Below are 19,526 nucleotides of genomic sequence, written 5' to 3'. Positions count from 1 at the left end.
CAGAGAGATAAAGCGTATGGAGGTAAGTTTACGATGCAGGATAAAATTCAGCTAAAGGATTTTTTTCGAATTTTAAAAAGAAGATGGCTTACGATGCTTTTGGTCATAGTCATTACGAGTATGAGCATCACAACCATTTGTTTCTATTTACTAAAGCCTACGTATCAAGCATCTACTCAAGTGCTTGTTAATCAAGCAACATCTAAGAATGTAGATGAAATTGCTAATATTACGCAGCTGAATACCCAATTAATTTCTTCGTATATCGATTTTATTAAAAGTCCGATGATCATAAACGGTGTAAAAGACGAATTGAATTTAACTATTTCTAATAAAAAGCTGAGTGAACAAATTACGATTGATCATAACGAAAACTCTCAATTTGTCACGATTACCGTAAGAAACGAGAATTCGAAAACAGTAAGTGAAATCGCAAATAAAGTAGCTCTTCTTTCAAAAGGTAAAGCGATGAAGTTAATGAAAGGAAGCAACATTCAAGTATTAACCGAGCCGTCGCAGAGCCTTAAAGTATTTCCAAAGCCGCTGCCGGTTGCAGCTATTACTATCTTGGTCAGTCTGTTGGTAGGAATAGCGGGAGCGATGCTAAGAGAATATCTTGATAGCACAGTTCGAAATGAACAAGATATTCAAGAACTTATCGGACTTCCGATTATCGGACATATCGAGCTTGAGCCTCGAAAAGTGAAGCGAAACCAAAAGCAAGGCAGTGATCAGGAAAAGGCAAGGAGGGAGAACCTTGAGTTTTAAACAAAAAAAGTATCCATTTTCACTGTATCAAGATGCCAAAACGATTAACCAAACAAATATGATTCGAAAAAATGTTGAGGTGCTGCTGAATAATGAAGTCAAATGCCTGACAATCACATCAGCGGAAGTGAACGATAAAAAGCCTCTTATAACGGCAAAGCTAGGGATTTCATTTGCCGAACAAGGAAAAAACGTTCTTCTTATTGATGGAAACGTGCACTGTCCTTCTCTTCATCAGCTCTTTGATCTTGGAAGTTCAGAAGGATTAACGGATGTATTAGTAAACGGGAAAGGCCGTCATGTACCGATTAAACAAACGTCATACAAAGGACTAGACGTGCTTCCAGCCGGATCTCACTTTCGAAATGCATCCACACTATTTGTTTCTAAGTATTTTGATGAGCTCATAAAAAGATGGAAAGAAGAATACGATTTGATTCTTTTTGAAACGCCTCAGTTTTTAGAAGAGACGGATTCTCATATTCTTGCAGCAAAATGTGATGCGACAATGCTCGTTGTGGAAGAGCGTAAAACAAAAGCAGATGCCGTTGTTAAAACGAAAAATATGCTGGAAAAAGCGCGTATTGATGTGCTAGGCGTTATTTGGAGTCCGTCTCACTAGCTCCTCACTTTATATAGAAGGAAGTGAAACGATGAATCAAATTGTCTCGAAAACGACCGGTGATTCCGATGTGCTAAAAAAAGAATTTCCGCTTTTTTACTCGCTGTGTAAACGCGTATGTGATATTACAATTTCGCTTATGGCACTTGTGGTATTACTGCCTGTTATTTTGTTATTTGCGCTTATTGTGATGATTGAAACACCGGGTTCACCTTTCTTTCTTCAAGAGCGTTTAGGTCAAAGAGGCAGACCATTTACCATTATGAAGCTGCGTTCGATGTACAGTGACGCGGAAAAAAACGGAGCGCAGTGGGCCGTTAAAAATGACAGTCGCGTTACCAAAGTAGGAAAGCTAATTCGCCAAACGCGAATTGATGAACTGCCTCAGCTGTGGAATGTATTAAAAGGTGATATGTCGATTGTAGGGCCACGACCTGAAAGAGCCGTATTTATAGAAGAGTTTCAAAAAACACTTCCTTCGTTTAGCCAGCGGCTTGCTGTTAAGCCGGGACTAACAGGCTGGGCGCAAATTAACGGAGGATATGAGCTAACGCCAGCAGAAAAGCTGGAGCTTGATCTTTACTATATTCACCATACGAATATACGGTTTGACGTGAAGATTATGATAAAAACGCTAAGAGTCATCGTAACAGGAGACGGATCAAGATAGGAGAGGGATAACATGAAAAGAGTATTAGTTACAGGCGGATGCGGTTTTATTGGATCACATATGGCAGAGCTTCTTTATCAAAATGGATTTGAAGTAAAGATAATCGACAATCTCTCAACAGGGAAAATAGCAAATTTAGAAAATCGAGGCATTTCTTTTCACTACGGAGATATTGTGAGTGAAGAATTAGATAAAGTATTTGCCGAGTTTAAACCTCATTATGTTGTTCACCAAGCGGCTCAAGTGAGCGTGGCTCATTCCGTTACTAATTTTCATCATGATGCCAACGTAAATATTCAAGGAACAATCAACATTATTAATGCGTGCAAAAAGCACGGTACCGAAAAAATCATTTTTGCTTCATCAGCGGCCGTGTACGGAAATACGAACGTCACTCCAATTTCACTTACTCATCCAACGAGTCCAGCTTCACCGTACGGACTGTCAAAGTTTACGTCTGAAGAATATTTGAAGCTTGCCAAGCAGCTGTATGATATTGACTACGTCATTCTTCGCTACAGCAATGTATATGGCCCGCGGCAAAATTCGCAGGGTGAAGGCGGCGTGATCTCGATCTTTTTTGACCGGTTTGTTACGAACCAGCAGCCGATTATTTACGGAAGCGGCCGTCAAACAAGAGACTTTATTTACGTGGAAGACGTGAGCCAGGCGTGCTTACAAGCAATTCAGTATGAAGGATGCGGCACGTTTAATATTTCCAATAACAGCAGCATCAGCATTAACGAACTTTTTTTCACGATGAAAAGCATATCAGGCAGTCAATTAACACCTGCTTACCACAGCGTGCGTGAAGGTGATATTGCAGACAGCAGGCTGTGCAATAAAGAAAGCATCAAATTATTGAAGTGGTCGCCTGCTTTTACGCTTGAAAAAGGATTAGCTAAAACGTATGACTACTACCATGAAACGCTAGCTCAGCAATTTGCTAAAACGATGGAGTAAGAGGGATGTATGAAGAAAAATTCCATTTGGAAAAACATTGTTCACTTATTTATTAGTACCGTTGTATCACGTTTGTTAAATGCAGCTGCGCTTATCGTGCTGGCACAGTATTTAAGCGCAGCTAGTTACGGAAGGTTCAGCGTAGCGTTAGCTTTTGCGATGATATTAGGCTACTTTACAGACGTTGGCTTAAGTAACACCGTGCTTCGCGAAGGCTCTAAAAAGCGAGCTGACGTGGATCATCTTTTATCCTCGTATGTGAAAATGAGGATTTTGCTTTTACTTGCGACGTTTGCAGGAGCATATATAGTAATTTCCTTGTTTTATCACGAAGCATCACTTGTAAAAATGATGTACTACTTGATTGTGCCGATGGTCACAGGGCTTGCGATGCAAAGCATCGGGATTACGTATTTTCAGCTTACTGAACAAATGCACTATTTAGGGGCGATTCGAATCTATTCAGCTCTTTTGCTGGTGGTTCTGCTGACGATTGGAATGCTGATGCATACAAGCGCGTTTTTTATTTCGTTTTTATTTGGCTTTTCCTATCTTTTAGCAGGAGTGTACGGACTTTGGATGGTGGGGAAAAGAGTATCATTTAATTTTAAAAAGCAAATTCAACGCGGGCTGCTAAAAAATATTGGCTCTTTTATTGTAAGCGGCCTGCTGATTATGCTGCTGCCGCAGCTTGGCCCAATCGTATTAGAAAATACAATTCCGCTTGCAGCCGTCGGCGTGTTTGCCGTTGCGTACCGCATTCCGTCGGCGCTGTATCAAGTTCCAGGAATTGTGGCAGGTGCTTTTTATCCAGTGTTATTTCGCCACTATAATCATCAGCAGACAGACAAACATTTAGAATTAAACATTCTTCAAGTGAAGCTTATGAGTTTAGTAGGGATGCTAACAGCGCTTCCTTTTTATCATTTATCCGATCTTGCCGTGTCGTTATTGTTTGGAGATAAATGGGCTGCAGCCGGAGATGCGTTAAAGTGGCTATCGCTCATGCTGATTTTCCAAGGCTTAAGCGTAGCACTGGCAGATGGCTTAACAACAAAAGGACTTCAAGGAAGAAGAACGGGCGTTCAGCTCGTTGCGGTTGTTTTGGGAATTGTTTTTTACTACTTTTTAAGTTCTGCTTATTCTGTAATGGGAGCCGTATACGCTGCGCTTTTAATTGAAGGCATTTTATTTATTGGCTGCTGGTTATGCAATCCGGAAAGACTGATCATCATGCGTAAAACCTTTCCGATTTTTGTTTGTTTATTTGGCAGTACAATTGTATTTACCACGCTGCTATTTTCACAGCACCCGTTTATTGCGCTGTGTGTAAACATGCTGCTTGTGTTTTTGTTAACGCTGCTAGATAAAGAGATTAGAAATCAAGCGTTAGGATACCTGCAAAAAAACAAACCACTAAACGTAGAGAACAGAAAGGAGGCACAAAATGGATAGTGTCTACGTGCAAAATCGAAAACCGACCGTTTTGTTTTGCCTTTTTGTTCTTGTTACATTAAGTAAATATAACGTCAATATTGGCTTTTCATTAAAGCCGTACATGATTTTTTTATTTGCGCTTCTGCTGCTGAGCTTTGCTTCTTTTTACGTCTATAAGCTCCAGGCGTATGAAGTGCTGCTGCTTTTATTTTATCTTTTTTACTGTATGACCGGAGCGTTTTCTCTGTACCCAGAAGCCAGTCTTCGTATTATGCTAGGCGTTTTGCTTATCCTTGCCTGCTACTTTTTAATGAAATATGTGATAGCAGAGTTTCATAGCGGCAGTATCAAACGTGCGTTAACCGGAGCGGGCATTCTTTTTAACGGCGTGAGTTTACTGCTCTACATTGCGGGTCTTCAAGCCGTTCATTTTCAATTTGCCTCCGAAGTAGAAATTATTAAATGGGGCGTAATGATTGACCGCAGCTATCCGCGTTTGATTGGCGTACTGGACGATCCTAATATTTACGTATTTTATAATACGCTGTTTTTTACTTACTTTTTAACCAATAGCGATAGTACTAAAAATAAAGTCGGACTTTTGCTTAGCACATTAGCAAGCGTATTAACGTTTTCCCGAGGCGGATTAATTGCCATGGTCGCCGTGTTGATTCTGTACTTGCTCATTACTCGTTCGCTTAACAGTCTTAAAACAGCTCTTTCGTTTGTGTTTTTATTTGGTGTACTTGCTCTTATCGCTCATTTCATGACGAATTTTAACGTGTTCACCATTTTAACCGAACGAGCCGATGACTTTTTACATGACGGAGGAAGCGGAAGGTTTTCGCTGTGGAGCCGGGCATTCGAGTTTTTTTCATCGCATCCGTTTGCCGGAATCGGCGCTTTTAACTTTTCAGAGTATAACTTGTTTTACTACGGCGAAGCGCTGTACGTTCATAACACGTTTTTAGAGATTTTATCAGAGACGGGTATGATTGGCTTTTGCCTATATTTTAGCTTTTTACTTCTTGTGTTGCTTCAGCTTTTAAAACAAAAAATTCATAAAAAAGAGCCGTACTTATTTTTAACGTTTGTTGGTTTTTTGCTTCAAATGATGTCGCTTTCGTTAATTGTAAATGAGCTGTTCTTTTTATACTTAGCGCTGCTGTCAGGCTATTTACGAAATCACCAAAGTGAGGAGAATGCAAAATGAATAACTTCAAATCTCAACCGAATCAGCCCCTCGTTTCAATTGTTACACCTGCCTATAACTGCGCAGCCTTTATTTCATCAACTATTAAATCCGTTCAGCAGCAAACCTACCTCAACTGGGAGCTGCTTGTGATTGACGACTGTTCGACAGATGAAACGGCTGAAGTAGTAAAGAAATTCAGTAGAAAAGATCAACGCATTCAGCTGCTTCAGCTCACAAAAAATTCAGGAGCCGCAGCCGCACGCAACGAAGGTATAAGCGCAGCAAGCGGACGGTTCCTTGCTTTTTTGGACAGTGATGATCTATGGCATAGGGGGAAGCTTAAAAAGCAAGTCGCTTTTATGCTTGAAAAAAACTGTGCTTTTTCCTATACGGGCTACAGCATTATCAATGAAAAAGGTGAAAAAACAGGTGTTGAAGTAAACGTTCCGAAAAGTGTTGACTATAGAATGCTAGCGGGGAACACCATTATCGGCTGCTTGACAGTCATGCTTGATAAAAAACAAATTTCCGGGATTTTAATGCCAAACATTCAGCCGGAAGACACGGCGCTTTGGCTGTCACTGCTGAGAAAAGGCTATACTGCTTACGGCCTTCAAGAGTCACTTGCTTATTACCGTCTTGTATCTCACTCGGTTTCTCGCAACAAGCTGAAAGCAGCGACGAGGTACTGGAAGCTCCTTCGCAAGCAAGAAAGGCTGCCGCTATGGAAAAGCGCCACTTATTTTGTGCAGTACAGCGTGAATGCGTACGCTAAAAGTAAAAACCTCTCAAAATCGTAAAGGATGTGGAGTCTTGAAAAACGTACTTTTAATCACGGATAAATTGATTACAGGCGGAGCAGAAACGTATTTTTGTAAGCTCGAAAATCAGTTGAATCATCCGGATATCACTGTGTATACAGCAGCTGCAATGGGAGAACTGTACAGCAAAATTCAATATAAGAAACGGTTCACGCCTTTAAGCAGAAAAAATCATCTTCACAATCTTTATGTACTTTGGAAAAAAGTTCGAACGTGTAAAATTGACATTATTCATGCCAACAGTCTGCGTATGGTGATGTATGCAGTATGCGTGAATCGAGTGCTGAGGAAAAAAGTAAAAATACTTTATACAAAGCATAATGTAACGGTGCTGGAACAAAAGGCAAAAAGCTTTTTTTGTAAACTCGTAAACTCTTATGTGCATGGAGTGATTACGGTCAGCCGTTTTGAACAAGAACAGTTGATGAACCTCGGCGTGAATAGTGGTAAAGTAACAACGATTTATAACGGAGTGGATTTAAATCAGTTTGTATTTAAAGAAAAGTCTGCTTCACTCGACTGTCATATCGGTCTGTTGGCAAGAGCTTCAAAAGAAAAAAATCACGAGCTGTTTATCGAAATTGCCTCGCTGCTTCGAGATCATGAACATATGAAGTTTCATATTGGAGGAGGAGGTCCTGAGCTGCAGCGAATTCAAGAGCTTATCCAGGAGCAAGGCTTGTCTGAAAAGATAAAGATATGGGGAGAAGTAGAAGACCCTGAAGCATTTATTACGAAAATGGATATGCTTCTTTTAACTTCTCATCGTGAAGTCTTTCCAATGGTTGTTTTAGAAGCAATGGCCGTTGGTACACCGATGATTTCAATTGATGTAGGAGGCGTGAAAGAAGCGATAGCAGACGGAGACACGGGCTATTTAATCCCGACTTATTCACCTGAAGCATTTGCGGAGAAAATTACGGAGCTGTACGCCGAGCAAGAGCAAAAGCAGCGGTTTGCTAAAGGCGCAAGAAAAAAAGTCGAGCAGCACTTTACGTCGAGTCAAATGATTGCGTCCACTGCTGATCAATATGTAAATATGAACGCAAAAAGCTTCTAACAAGGAAGCTTTTTTTCTATGAAAACAGTGAACCACAGGTAGTCAAAACGCATAAAGTAATACAAGCAGTACATGCTTTACAGCTGCTGAGAAAGCGAGATGAGTTTAATGGAAAACTGCAGTGAAGAAAGAATAGTCGACGCCGCTTGTTTTGGTGTAAAAAGAGACGGCGTGACGGATGATGCACCTGCGATACAGCAAGCAATTGATTACGCAGAGGCTAACAAGTTATCACGAGTACTCCTAACAGGAAACTATACGTATGCCATCGCATCGCCGATTGTGATTAAACCGTCTATTTCGTTTGAAATAGACAGTGGAACCAAACTTAAAGTAACCGGAAATTATCATGTGTTTACCCTTCAAAAAGATGCCTCCATTTCAGGTGGAACGGTTGAAGTGACCGACCCATCATTTACGTCTTCGGTCATTTACCTTCACGGATCGCAGCAATTGGAAACAGGAAATAAAACAACGATAAGCAACATCAGCATGATTAATATGTCAGGCTCTTATAATGGAAAAGGCATTTATTTTTATTGCCAAAAAGCGTGGGATTTTATCAGCTTTGTGAACGTATCCTTTGTACACCTTCGCAACTTTGAAAGAGGCGTACTGCTGCAAACTGAAAAAATCACCAACATCAATACACCTGCATGGATTAACGCGAATAACTTTAGCTATTTATCCATCGACGGCTGTCAGTATGGAATTGACGTAGCCGGTATCAGTGACGTACCGTATGAAACGTCAGGAAACAGCTTTGTTCATTTTCAAATGCAGTGCCGCAGCCAAACGAAACGAGCGATTAAATGTTCAGGTGCTTACAATACGTTTGAAGGGCATATTTGGGATACGTATTTGATGAACGGAGGAGAACCACCCGTAGAATTTACGAGTATCTCACATCGAAATCAGCTTGCCTCTAATCTTTTATCCACATCAATTTTAAACAACGGACAGTATAATGACATCACGTCTCCTTTTGAACAAACCCGAAATATATTTGCGCCAGGACTTCCGGGAAAACCTGATATCATCGGCAATCAAGACGATATTTTCGTACAAGCTGATAAAAAATATACCGTCAAACAAATCGCTGGAAAAGCCCCGTACGGAGGAAGCATCAGCAACTGCTTCAGCTTAGTTGATGAACAAAGCATGAACTATCTCGACGTGCCGGCTTCAGCTCCCGTTGTGATTGAAATGGACTTCAGCTCGAATCCAATTAAAATGCTGAATATGGCGGGCGTTTCATTTGGATGGGGTGAGTCACCTAAAAATATTAAATTTGAATATCTAACAGTACTAGACGGTGCGTGGACAACGGCGAAAGACGTAAAAAACAACTTAGGAAACACGGTAACGGCAGAAGTGCGAGCCAATACGCTGTATAAAATGAGACTCACGCTAAGCGAATATACAAAAGATCACAAGCGTTTTCGAATTAACCGTATCTTCGGTACGTCTTCTATGATGCCCGGTTCCTCTTGGGTGGCAACGTCCGGAAGCAAAATGTATGGGAATCTGGAGTTTCAGCAAGGAAACAGCCTGATCCTTAAATCTCCTGACGGACAAAGCTGGAAGCTAAGCGTCGATAACACAGGGAAAGTATCAGGGACAAAAATCTAAGTGGAGAAATTGTTTTTAAACCAGCTTCTTTTTATAAGAAGCTATTTTTTATGCCGATAAAAAGTCACGAGCGTACTATGGATAGAACACCCCCTATGACCGAGAGATATAACGAAGTGTGAAAATGAAAGCAGAAGAATACATCAGCGAAAAGGGGAAATGTTATGGGGGCATTACGAAATCTGAGTATCTATCGAAAGCTGCTAGTCATGGTTATAATTTCAACAATTTCACTTATTGCAGTCGCCGTGATCAGCTATTTTTACACACAGCGAATTGCTGACAGCTCGGAGTCTATGTACAATGACCGCCTGCAGCCAATCAGGCAGTTAGGGCAAATTCGTACGAATAACCGAGCGATTGATGCCAATACGCTTGAAATGATTTTATCAAAAGACGAAAACTATCAGCGTAAGCGTCTCGATGAAATTCAAGAAAAAGAAGCTGAAAATAACAAGCTTATCGAACAGTATAAAAAGACATTTTTGCTAGATAGTGAAAAAGAAAAACTGGCTCTATACGAAGAAAATATAGGTAACTTAACACAAGCAAGAAGTGAAGCCGTACAGCTTGCTCAAGATGAAAAAGGGGACGAAGCCTATAACGTTTTTTCTAAACAAATCGTCACCCTGCGTACAACCATAAACAACACGTTAGATGATCTTCAGACGATAAATAATAACGAAGCAAAAAGCATTTACCAAAAAAATAAGCAAAGCGTAAAATCAGCCGTTACTACTCTTTTACTCGTTAGCGCACTGGTTATTCTGCTTACGATAGCCGTAGGGCTTCTAATTGCACGCATGATTACAAAACCATTAAATGATATTAAAAACCTCATGGAAACAGCAAAAGACGGGGATTTTCAAGTGCAAGGCACCTACGAATCCAAAGATGAAATTGGCTTACTTACAGCATCTTTTAATAAAATGATCGGTGGATTAAAAGAAATGATTATGTCCGTTGGAAACATTTCATCAACGGTTGCCGCTTCTTCAGAAGAACTAAGCGCCAGCGCAGAACAAAACAACAGTGCGATTGAACATATTTCAAGCATCACTGAAAAACTAGCCTCAGGATCCAACCATCAAGTGAATCAAATTCAAGAAAGCTCCACCATTATTCACCGCATTACGAACCAAACATCAGAAGTTGTTGAAAACGTCGAGCAAATCACTAAGCGAGCACTCGACACGGCTGCGATCTCAAATAGCGGAACAGCGACCGTTGAAACAGCAGCCAAACAAATGAAATCAATCAACGAAAATGTCACTGAACTCTCATCTGTTTTTCAAGGTCTTAGCGAACACTCAGCTAAAATTAGTCAAATTAACGATGTCATTACAACCATTGCGGATCAAACGAATCTGCTTGCTTTGAACGCAGCAATTGAAGCCGCAAGAGCAGGTGATCACGGAAAAGGCTTTGCTGTTGTGGCAAGTGAAGTACGTAAACTAGCAGAAGGCTCATCCAACTCAGCGCATCAAATTAAAGATCTGGTTGCACTCATTCAAAGCGAAACAGCTCGAACGTTGCAGTCGATGACAACCACAACCAAAGAAGTAAAAGAAGGCCTAGCAGTAGTCGAACAAGCGGGTACATCATTTATGCAAATTAACGAAGCTGTACAGCACGTAGTGAATCAAATTCAGCAAATCGGAAGCGCTATTCACAATTTAGCCAAAGATACGCTTGAAGTCCAGCAGGCGATTCACGAAGTCAACGGTATCGCGGAAGAAGCGGCAGCAGGCGCGCAAAACGTATCTGCTACAACGGAAGAGCAGCTTGCTTCCATGGAGGAAATTGCTTCATCTGCGATGGATTTAGCCAATATGTCGGAGGAACTGCAAGAATTGATTGCAAGATTTAGAATCTAAGGAAAAGCATGGGGCGCTTGCTTCATGCTTTTTCTTATGAAATAGAGTTATAAAAACGGCGTATTAAGCCTACCCCTTGAAGTGCTGCCAAGCAGAAATTCCGTGCTCTTCCTTAAACAGTTAAAGTTGCAAAAAATGAATATGTCTTTGATTAAATTAGTTGGAATATTTAAAATAAATAAAACTTTAGTATTACTAAAATCCAATTATTGTTATATTATAGATTTGTTAGTTACATATGCCTAGAGGGAGGGAAGTAATGGTTTTGCACGGAAATTAAAAATAAAGGGGATATCTATGAAAAAAATAATGAAGAAGAGTGTATGGGGATTATTCATTTTATTAGTAGGAGCTGTAATTTTTCCACTCAATCAATCAGCTTATGCTGAAGCTTCAAAACCAAAGCTTATTTATGAAATAGAAAAGAATCAAAATTATAACGTAATAGATGCGTGGGATAATGGAGGAGTAATTTATCAAAAGCAGCAAGAGAATTATAGCGAGGAGCAAGAGTTTAGCGTCATTAATAATGGACAGAAAAAATGGAGTATCAAATCTTTAACGCTATTCTATATTGGAGATACAAAAGATAGCTTATATTTTTATAAGCGAAACGATAATAACTCCAAACAGCTTTATATTATAAGCAAAACAACGTGGAAACAAGAAACGGTTAATCTACCAGAATGGGTGTTAAGCAAAAGCGTTATCGCTCCAAATGGCATGATTTATATGGCAGGAGGAGAGCCTGAAGAAAAAAACTTCCTTTATGCCTTTGATTCAAAAGGGAAACTAAAGTGGCATAATGAATTTGTTGCTATAGGAATTACTGAATTGCTAGTGGACAAAAGCAGCAACCTGTATGCTAACGGTATAGAAGGTGTAACGGTATTTGATCCTTCTGGAAAAGTGAAATGGAAGAAATCTGGAGGTTCTGTGTTTGCAACAGATCCACAAAATAATATGATCTATTTTCAGGAAGGGTACCCGTCAAACTTATACGGTTTAAATGCAAACGGCTCTACAAAATGGACAAAGAAAATGACTGTGGATGTGTGGCCAGCACCTACTTATGATTCTACTAATAAAAATCTTTTAGTAGCAGATAACGAAGCAGGTATTTTATACAGCTATGATGGAGTAACAGGACAAGCAAAGTGGAACGTAAAAAGCGATGCTCCTTTTCCAGTAGGAATGGGTGATTATCGACCTTCCACTACCCCTGTTATAGAAACAGGGAAAAGTGGAACAACTTATTATTCGGCTCACCGAGGCGATTATGCACCAAAAGAAACATATATTAAAGCCATTAGCAAAGAAGGAAAAGTAAAGTGGACATTGAAGACAAATGAATTAGTTTCGATCAAGGAATCTGTTAATCAAAGTGTCTATCTAGCAGGAAAAACAACTCTAACGGCTGTACAGTCAAATGGTAAAAAAGCATGGGAGACACCAGGTGATTTTTCAAAAGTACAATTTATATCAACTGATAGTGGAGAAATCTATTATTCCCAAGGAGCTAAAGTTTATCAAATAAACGATAAAATAGCCCCTGTTGTCCCAGCAGCGCCAAAAGTGAATGCTGTAAGTGATCAAAATACAGCAGTAACAGGCACTACAGAAGCTAATGCCACAGTTTACGTAAAAGTTGGGAGTAAGACATTGGGAAGCGGCAAGGCAAATAGCAAAGGGGTATTCAGTATCAAGGTACCGAAGCAAAAAGCAGGTACCAAGCTATCGGTAACAGCTCAAAATGCAGCGAAGAATACTAGTACAGCAACGGTAGTAACGGTACAGGATAAAACAGCTCCATCCGCACCGAAAGTGAATGCGGTAAGTGATCAAAGTACAGCGGTAACAGGAACTACGGAAGCAAACGCCACGGTTTATGTAAAGGTTGGAAGTAAGGCATTAGGAAGCAGTAAAGCAAACGGTAAAGGAGCATTTAATGTCAAAATACCAAAACAAAAAGCAGGAACAAAGTTAGCCGTAACAGCTCAAGATGCTGCCAAAAATACAAGTAAAGCAGCGGCAGTGACGGTACAAGATAAAACACCTCCACCTGCTCCAAAAGTGAACAATTTGACTAGTAAATCAACTCACGTCATAGGCACAACTGAAGCTAATGCTACAATTGAAGTAAAAGTAGGTACTAAACTTATAGGAAGCGGAAAAGCCAATTCAAAAGGAAGCTTTGATGTAAGAATTCCAAAACAAAAGGCAGGAACAAAAGTCGATGTTTTTGCAAAAGATGCTGCTAAAAATCAAAGCAAAACGACTAAAGTAGTAAGTAAATAATTATTTATATGAAAAAAAGTCTGTTCCTCATATGAGAAACAGACTTTTTTTCGGTTTTATTATCAAGCAAGATATAAAGATATCTTTAATATTATAGCATGAATAGATAGAATAAGTCATTGAAATATGGAAAATAAATAAAAAAATATCTTTATTGGATGAATTAAATAATTATTCCTTTATTACCAATAACCATGATATAATTAGCTGATTTTTGAGTCTTAAGTTTTAGGTCTTTATAATCAATTATTGTTAGGGAAAAAGGAGAACAAGTTTATGTTGAAAAAATATTTTATAGCACTCCTGTTGCTATGTTTGGTTGTAATAGAGGTACCGATTAACCCTGCATTTGCAGCTGTAGATGTAACAAAGCCAACTTTAGAAAGCGTGAAAATAGATAAGAAAGAGGGAAAAGTAGGAGATATCATCCACATGCAGGTAAAGGCAAGTGATAAGGGATCAGGAATAAGGAGCGTATACTTGAATTACAAATCTCCTATAACAGGAAAATATAAGGATATGCAGTTAATGTACAACACATCCACAAAGTATTACGAAGGAGACCTGACAATTGATGAGTCAATGGAGTCGGGGGAATGGTATATAGGGTATGCGCTAGTATATGATAATGCAGACAACAATACCACAGTATACGGCCCAATCGAAGGAAGTAGTTTCGTAGTAAGAGGAACCAATCCAGATGTAACGAAACCAACTTTAGAAAGTGTAAAAATAGATAAGAAAGAAGGAAAAGTAGGAGATACCATCCACATGCAGGTAAAGGCAAGTGATAAGGGATCAGGAATAAGGAGCGTATACTTGAATTACAAATCTCCTATAACAGGAAAATATAAGGATATGCAGTTAATGTACAACACATCCACAAAGTATTACGAAGGAGACCTGACAATTGATGAGTCAATGGAGTCGGGGGAATGGTATATAGGGTATGCGCTAGTATATGATAATGCAGACAACAATACCACAGTATACGGCCCAATCGAAGGAAGTAGTTTCATAGTAAAAGACTATACCCAAGATAATAACAAACCCACGTTTAATGAAATAAAAGTAGATAATCCTAAAGTTGAAGTTGACAATTACAACCGCATCATAGTAAAAGCAACTGATGATACTTTAGTAAAAAGCGTAACGGTTAACTACATAAAACCGAATTCTAAAAAAACGGAAGCTATTGTGTTAGACAAAGGCTCTGATCAAGAAACCTTTTTTAAAGAATGGTACGTTCCAAGTGATGCTGAAGTTGGAGAATGGAAAGCAGCATCTATTGAAATTGTTGATTTAAATGGAAATAAAACAAATGTTACAACAAATATTCAAGATGGAAATTTTACTATTTTAAAACCAATTAAGCCTTTAGATAATTATGTAGTAACAAGTAATGAAGTTTGGTCAAATCAAGTCATTGATCATGATGTTTACATCGGACCAAATGCTATTTTAACTATTAATGGAAACGTAAGAATAAACGGTAACATTTACGTTTTGGGTGCGCTTAGGAGCTACGGAGGTTTAAGTATAAACGGAACAATCAATGCTAAAAACTTTACTTTCGGCTATAGCAACTCGTTATATAACGGGTCTGTTGTTCTAAGCGGAAGTGATTCTATCTCAGGACTAAATGCTTCAAATCAACCGTTAAAGGATGTTCCACTTACAGTTTATAATACAACGTTAAAAGCGGTTAACGGAAAAGTGGACATTGAAGGAGTGACGGTGCCTGTTGTAGATGTATATCTAAATGATCGCCCGTTAGGTTTAAATAGTAACGGAACATTCCGTTTAAATGGTTATAATGTGGAAAATCAAAAGCAGTTAACGTTCAAATTTATTGATGTGTTTGGAAATACAACTACTAAGACATATAAAGTGTACGGTGCTGTGCCAGTCAGCAAGCCGACAGTGAATGCTGTAAGTGATCTGGATACAACGGTGACGGGTACTGCTGATGCGGAATCCGTTGTAACGGTCAAAGCAGCGACTAGCACATATAAAGCTACAACAGATAAAAATGGCCAATACTCTGTCTTAATTAAAAAGCAAAAAGCTGGAACGAAATTAACGATTACAGCAACAGATGAAGTAGGCAATAAAAGTGAAAGCGCATCTGTGAACGTTTTAGATAAAACAAAACCTCAAACACCAAAAGTTAATGCAGTAACAAATGAAGATACTAAAGTTACTGGAATGGTAGAAGCAAAAAATAGCGTATACGTGAAACTTGGGTCTACAATCATAGGCCGAGCAACAGCGAATTCAAAAGGGCAATTTACTGCAACTATACCAAAGCAAAAAGCGAAGACAAAATTAAGCATTCTTTCTAAAGATGGAGCTGGAAACTATAGCCCGGCAGCTTCTATAACTGTAGGATATGTGGATCGAATTGCGCCACCATCACCAAAAGTGAATCCTGTAAGCGACCAAGATCAATTGGTTACGGGAACTGCAGAAAAAAATGCAACGATTGAAGTGAAAGCAGGAACTAAAACATACACAACAATTGTTAAAGCAGACGGAACTTATAGTGTAAGTATCGATAAACAAAAAGCAGGATCTACTTTATCTATAACAGCAACGGATCAAGCAAAAAATAGCAGTAATCCCACTACTGTTATCGTACAGGATAAAACGAAACCTAAAGCGCCAAAGGTAAATGCTGTAACAGCTGATGATTCAAAAGTGACAGGGGTTGTAGAAGCGAAAAATGCAGTCTATATAAAAGTCGGGTCAACTATTATCGGCCGAGCAACAGCGAATACAAAAGGAACGTTTACTGCAAACATTCCAAAGCAGAAAGCTAAAACAAAATTAGTTATCTTATCTAAAGATGCAGCAGGTAACTACAGTCCTTCTACTTCTATTTTAGTAGGCGCAGCAGATCGAATAGCACCGCCAGCGCCAAAGGTAAATGAAGTGAGTGATGCAGATCAAGCAGTGACAGGAACAGCTGAAAAAAATGTTTTAGTGGAAGTAAAGATTAACGATAAGGTATATAAAACGAGTGCTAAATCAGATGGTACCTACAGTGTAACGATTAATAAGCAAAAAGCAGGGACAGTCCTATCCGTAACAGCGAGAGATTCATCAAACAACACGAGCACTCCAACAAGTGTAACAGTTCAAGATAAGACGGCTCCGCTGCAAGCAACAGTAAATCCTGTAACTACGAACGATACAAAGGTCACAGGAAAAGCTGAACCGAAAACGTTAGTATTTGTCAAAGTGGGAGCTACGATTATCGGAAAAAACCAAACGGATGAAAAAGGTAGTTTTGCTGTTGCTATACCAAAACAAAAAGCGAAAACGAAAGTGAATATTGTATTAAAAGATGGAGCTGGAAATTATAGCCCATATACTCATGTAGTTGTCGCAGCTGGTTCTACTGAACAATCTTTATCGCCAGCAGTGGATCAAATAACATCGAGGGATACGAAAGTAACAGGAAAAACAGAGCCCAATGCTCTTATTTATGTGAAAGTGGGAGCAGATATTATTGGTAGAGGAAAAGCCAGTGCAGGCGGCAGTTTTTCTGTAAATATTTCATCTCAAAAAGCAGGAACAAAACTAAGTGTAACAGCTAAGAAGGTTTCTGGTAAGTATACGCCATACACGGTTCTAATTGTAAAATAATAGAGTTTTGATTGTAGCTTGTCACCTATTAGGTGACAAGCTATTTGTATATTTATAGATTAATATGCTTATTTTTGTTATTATTTTCAATTTCGTACCGATAGTAAATAAGAGATTTCCGAGGAGGACTATTAAAAACGAAAAAGGAGTAAAAAGATTAATGAAAAAAATAGGGAAAATTTTCTTTGCAGTCATCATTATGCTTATTGCTTTAAACGTTGTGAACAAAGCAGAAGCAGCTGAAACAGAGCCATTAATTTCAGTGAAGCTATCAAACTATTTAGGTAGCAAAAGCTCAATTACGATTCAGCCATCAGAAATTTATCGCATTAAAGATACTAATTTAACCTTAAGCGCCAAAAAAGATTATGAAGTGAAAGTAACATCTAACGGCGTAGCTATTTATAAAGGAACAGAGAAGCTTGGGGAATTTCCTCGCTTTGAAGTAACTCCTTCTACATATGATGCGACATTAAGTATACAAGGAAGAAAGTACTTAGGTGATGTAGCATTCACGAATGAAAATCAAAAGTACGTTCGTCCCATTAATACATTGCCAATGGAAGATTACCTAAAAGGTGTAGTTCCAGAAGAATCCTTAAAAAATTGGACTTCTTTAAATACATTTAAAGCCCAAGCAGTAGCAGCTCGAGGATATGCATTAAGTCATTTGAAGGAATCTGACCTTACAGATACACAGAATAGGCAAGTTTATGGAGGAAAACAAGAGCTGTCTATTACTCCTCTTACTGACAAGGCTATTGAAGAGACGTTTGGTGAAGTGGTGACGTACAATGGTAGAGCAGTAGAAACTTTTTTTTCTTCAAGTAACGGCGGAATTATTGAGGCTAACTCCAACTACTGGACTACTAGCGCTCCATTACCTTACTTTCAAGTGAAAAATGATCCGTACGATCCTCAAATGCCGTGGAAAAAAGTCGTAAATAAGCAGCAAATTGATTTATCAACAAAAGATTTAGCTGCATCCGATACGTGGTGGAGTCAAACGAACGAAAAAGATTTAAAAATGACAGATAACATTAAAAACAAAATGAAAGCTAACGGATTAGATACAAAAGACATCAAAATCACTGAGATTACAAAAATAGATTTTTATGATCGTGCGTCCGGTCAGCGTGTCACAAAAGGAGATCTAAGCGTTCGTTATATTAAGAAAAATGATGTGGATAAAGACGGTAAACTCCTTATTCATGATTGGGATTTAATAGGAGAAAGTGCTAAGACAGTTAAAAATTTAATTGAAGGATCATCCATGCTAAATCTGTACGTGATTCAGATTGAGGAAGGTGATACGTCGTTTACGATTCGTGGAAAAGGCTTTGGACATGGCGTAGGGATGAGTCAGCAGGGATCGAACGTAATGGCGAATCAAGGAATGGACTATAAAGAGATTTTAGCATTTTATTATCCAGGTACGGCTCTTACTGAATATTACAGCACAAAAGCAGAACGTTCTTATAAAACAGCTCCATATGCAGCTGCCTTAAATTCAATTAATGAAACGGATACAAAAATAACGGGAAAAGCAGAAGCAAATACGCTTGTCTACGTGAAATTTAATTCTACGAGTGCTGCGATTGCTGCCAGAGGGAAAGCAGACAGCAACGGAAACTTCTCTATTTCTATTCCAAAACAAGCAGCGGGAACAAAAATATATGTCATTTTAAAAAATGATGTGAATTATAGTCCTTATGCTTCAACCGTTGTAAAAGCAATAGCCGCACCTAAAAATCCGGCAGTAAATGAATTAAAAGAAACGGATACAGCCGTAAAAGGAACAACAGAGGCAAATGCGCTTGTGTATATTAAGTTTGGCTCTACTTCCGGACAGATTGAAGCCAGAGGAAAAGCAGATTCAAAAGGAAACTTTACTGTTGCAATCCCAGCGCAAGCGTCGGGAACGAAAGTATATGTTATTGCCAAAAATGCTGTGAAATACAGCAAGTATACAAGCGTTACTGTTAAAGCTTATCCTGCACCAGCGGCACCCGTGCTTAATCCAGTTACAGAGGATGATACCGTGTTAAGCGGAAAAGCAGAAGCAAATACGACGGTATATGTAAAATTAGATTCTAGTAAAAACAGCACTTCTTTTAGAGGGAAAACAAATGCAAAAGGTAGTTTTTCTATCTCTATTCCAAAGCAAAATGCAGGAAGAAAAATGTTCGTAATTGTAAAAAATACTATAAAATACAGTTCTTATTCTTCCGTTACGGTTCAAGCAAAACCAGCATCAAAAGCGCCCACTATTGACTCGGTTATCAGAACTTCTACATCTGTGTCTGGTAAAGCGGCGGCAGGAGCTTTAGTCTATGTCAAAGCTGGCTCAAGCAAATCTCCTATTGTCGGCCGAGGAAAAGTAGATGCGAGAGGAACATACAAGGTATCCATTCCTTCTCAACCAACAGGAACTAGAATGTATGTGATTATAAAAGCTGACGGCGTATATAGCCCTTACGCATGGACTACTGTAAAGTAAAGCTTACACCTATTTAAATACACCTTTTCTTC

The 19,526-nt window shown here is 39.0% G+C and carries 13 protein-coding genes; all 13 read left to right on the top strand.

What is annotated here, in order from left to right; genetic code table 11:
- Positions 1-33 precede the first annotated feature (33 nt).
- Positions 34-768 (top strand): YveK family protein, encoded by a 735-nt coding sequence (locus tag ACFX40_RS03450; protein WP_377254131.1) that lies wholly within the window; start codon positions 34-36, stop codon positions 766-768.
- Complete coding sequence (locus ACFX40_RS03445; protein WP_336098075.1) at positions 758-1,390, top strand: CpsD/CapB family tyrosine-protein kinase; 633 nt, start codon at positions 758-760, stop codon at positions 1,388-1,390. The genes ACFX40_RS03450 and ACFX40_RS03445 overlap by 11 nt, the downstream gene beginning before the upstream one ends.
- Before the next feature lie 31 nt (positions 1,391-1,421).
- Positions 1,422-2,060, top strand: a complete 639-nt coding sequence (locus tag ACFX40_RS03440; protein ID WP_377254129.1) for a sugar transferase — start codon at positions 1,422-1,424, stop codon at positions 2,058-2,060.
- Positions 2,061-2,072: 12 nt separating this feature from the next.
- Complete coding sequence (locus ACFX40_RS03435) at positions 2,073-3,023, top strand: NAD-dependent epimerase/dehydratase family protein (protein WP_377254127.1); 951 nt, start codon at positions 2,073-2,075, stop codon at positions 3,021-3,023.
- Between the two features lie 9 nt (positions 3,024-3,032).
- Complete coding sequence (locus ACFX40_RS03430) at positions 3,033-4,478, top strand: oligosaccharide flippase family protein (protein WP_377254125.1); 1,446 nt, start codon at positions 3,033-3,035, stop codon at positions 4,476-4,478.
- Positions 4,471-5,673: an O-antigen ligase family protein gene (locus ACFX40_RS03425; protein ID WP_155008368.1), complete on the top strand. Its 1,203-nt coding sequence runs from the start codon at positions 4,471-4,473 to the stop codon at positions 5,671-5,673. The genes ACFX40_RS03430 and ACFX40_RS03425 overlap by 8 nt, the downstream gene beginning before the upstream one ends.
- Positions 5,670-6,455 (top strand): glycosyltransferase family 2 protein, encoded by a 786-nt coding sequence (locus ACFX40_RS03420; RefSeq protein ID WP_377254123.1) that lies wholly within the window; start codon positions 5,670-5,672, stop codon positions 6,453-6,455. The genes ACFX40_RS03425 and ACFX40_RS03420 overlap by 4 nt, the downstream gene beginning before the upstream one ends.
- 13 nt (positions 6,456-6,468) lie before the next feature.
- Positions 6,469-7,536, top strand: coding sequence for a glycosyltransferase family 4 protein (locus ACFX40_RS03415; RefSeq protein WP_377254121.1), 1,068 nt, complete (start codon positions 6,469-6,471; stop codon positions 7,534-7,536).
- Between the two features lie 99 nt (positions 7,537-7,635).
- Complete coding sequence (locus tag ACFX40_RS03410) at positions 7,636-9,168, top strand: hypothetical protein (RefSeq protein ID WP_377254119.1); 1,533 nt, start codon at positions 7,636-7,638, stop codon at positions 9,166-9,168.
- Between the two features lie 164 nt (positions 9,169-9,332).
- The gene (locus ACFX40_RS03405) at positions 9,333-11,045 is read left to right on the top strand and encodes a methyl-accepting chemotaxis protein (RefSeq protein WP_377254117.1); all 1,713 of its coding nucleotides are present in this window, start codon (positions 9,333-9,335) and stop codon (positions 11,043-11,045) included.
- A gap of 297 nt (positions 11,046-11,342) precedes the next feature.
- Complete coding sequence (locus tag ACFX40_RS03400; RefSeq protein WP_377254115.1) at positions 11,343-13,343, top strand: Ig-like domain-containing protein; 2,001 nt, start codon at positions 11,343-11,345, stop codon at positions 13,341-13,343.
- Between the two features lie 276 nt (positions 13,344-13,619).
- Positions 13,620-16,994, top strand: a complete 3,375-nt coding sequence (locus ACFX40_RS03395) for an Ig-like domain-containing protein (RefSeq protein ID WP_377254113.1) — start codon at positions 13,620-13,622, stop codon at positions 16,992-16,994.
- Between the two features lie 160 nt (positions 16,995-17,154).
- Positions 17,155-19,494: a SpoIID/LytB domain-containing protein gene (locus ACFX40_RS03390; RefSeq protein WP_377254111.1), complete on the top strand. Its 2,340-nt coding sequence runs from the start codon at positions 17,155-17,157 to the stop codon at positions 19,492-19,494.
- The last annotated feature ends 32 nt before the right edge of the window (positions 19,495-19,526 follow it).

This window comes from Priestia sp. YIM B13552 (assembly GCF_042787775.1).
Taxonomy (GTDB): domain Bacteria; phylum Bacillota; class Bacilli; order Bacillales; family Bacillaceae_H; genus Priestia; species Priestia megaterium_E.
The sequence above is the reverse complement of the archived record's forward strand: the minus strand, read 5'-3'. Positions and strand labels throughout refer to the sequence as shown.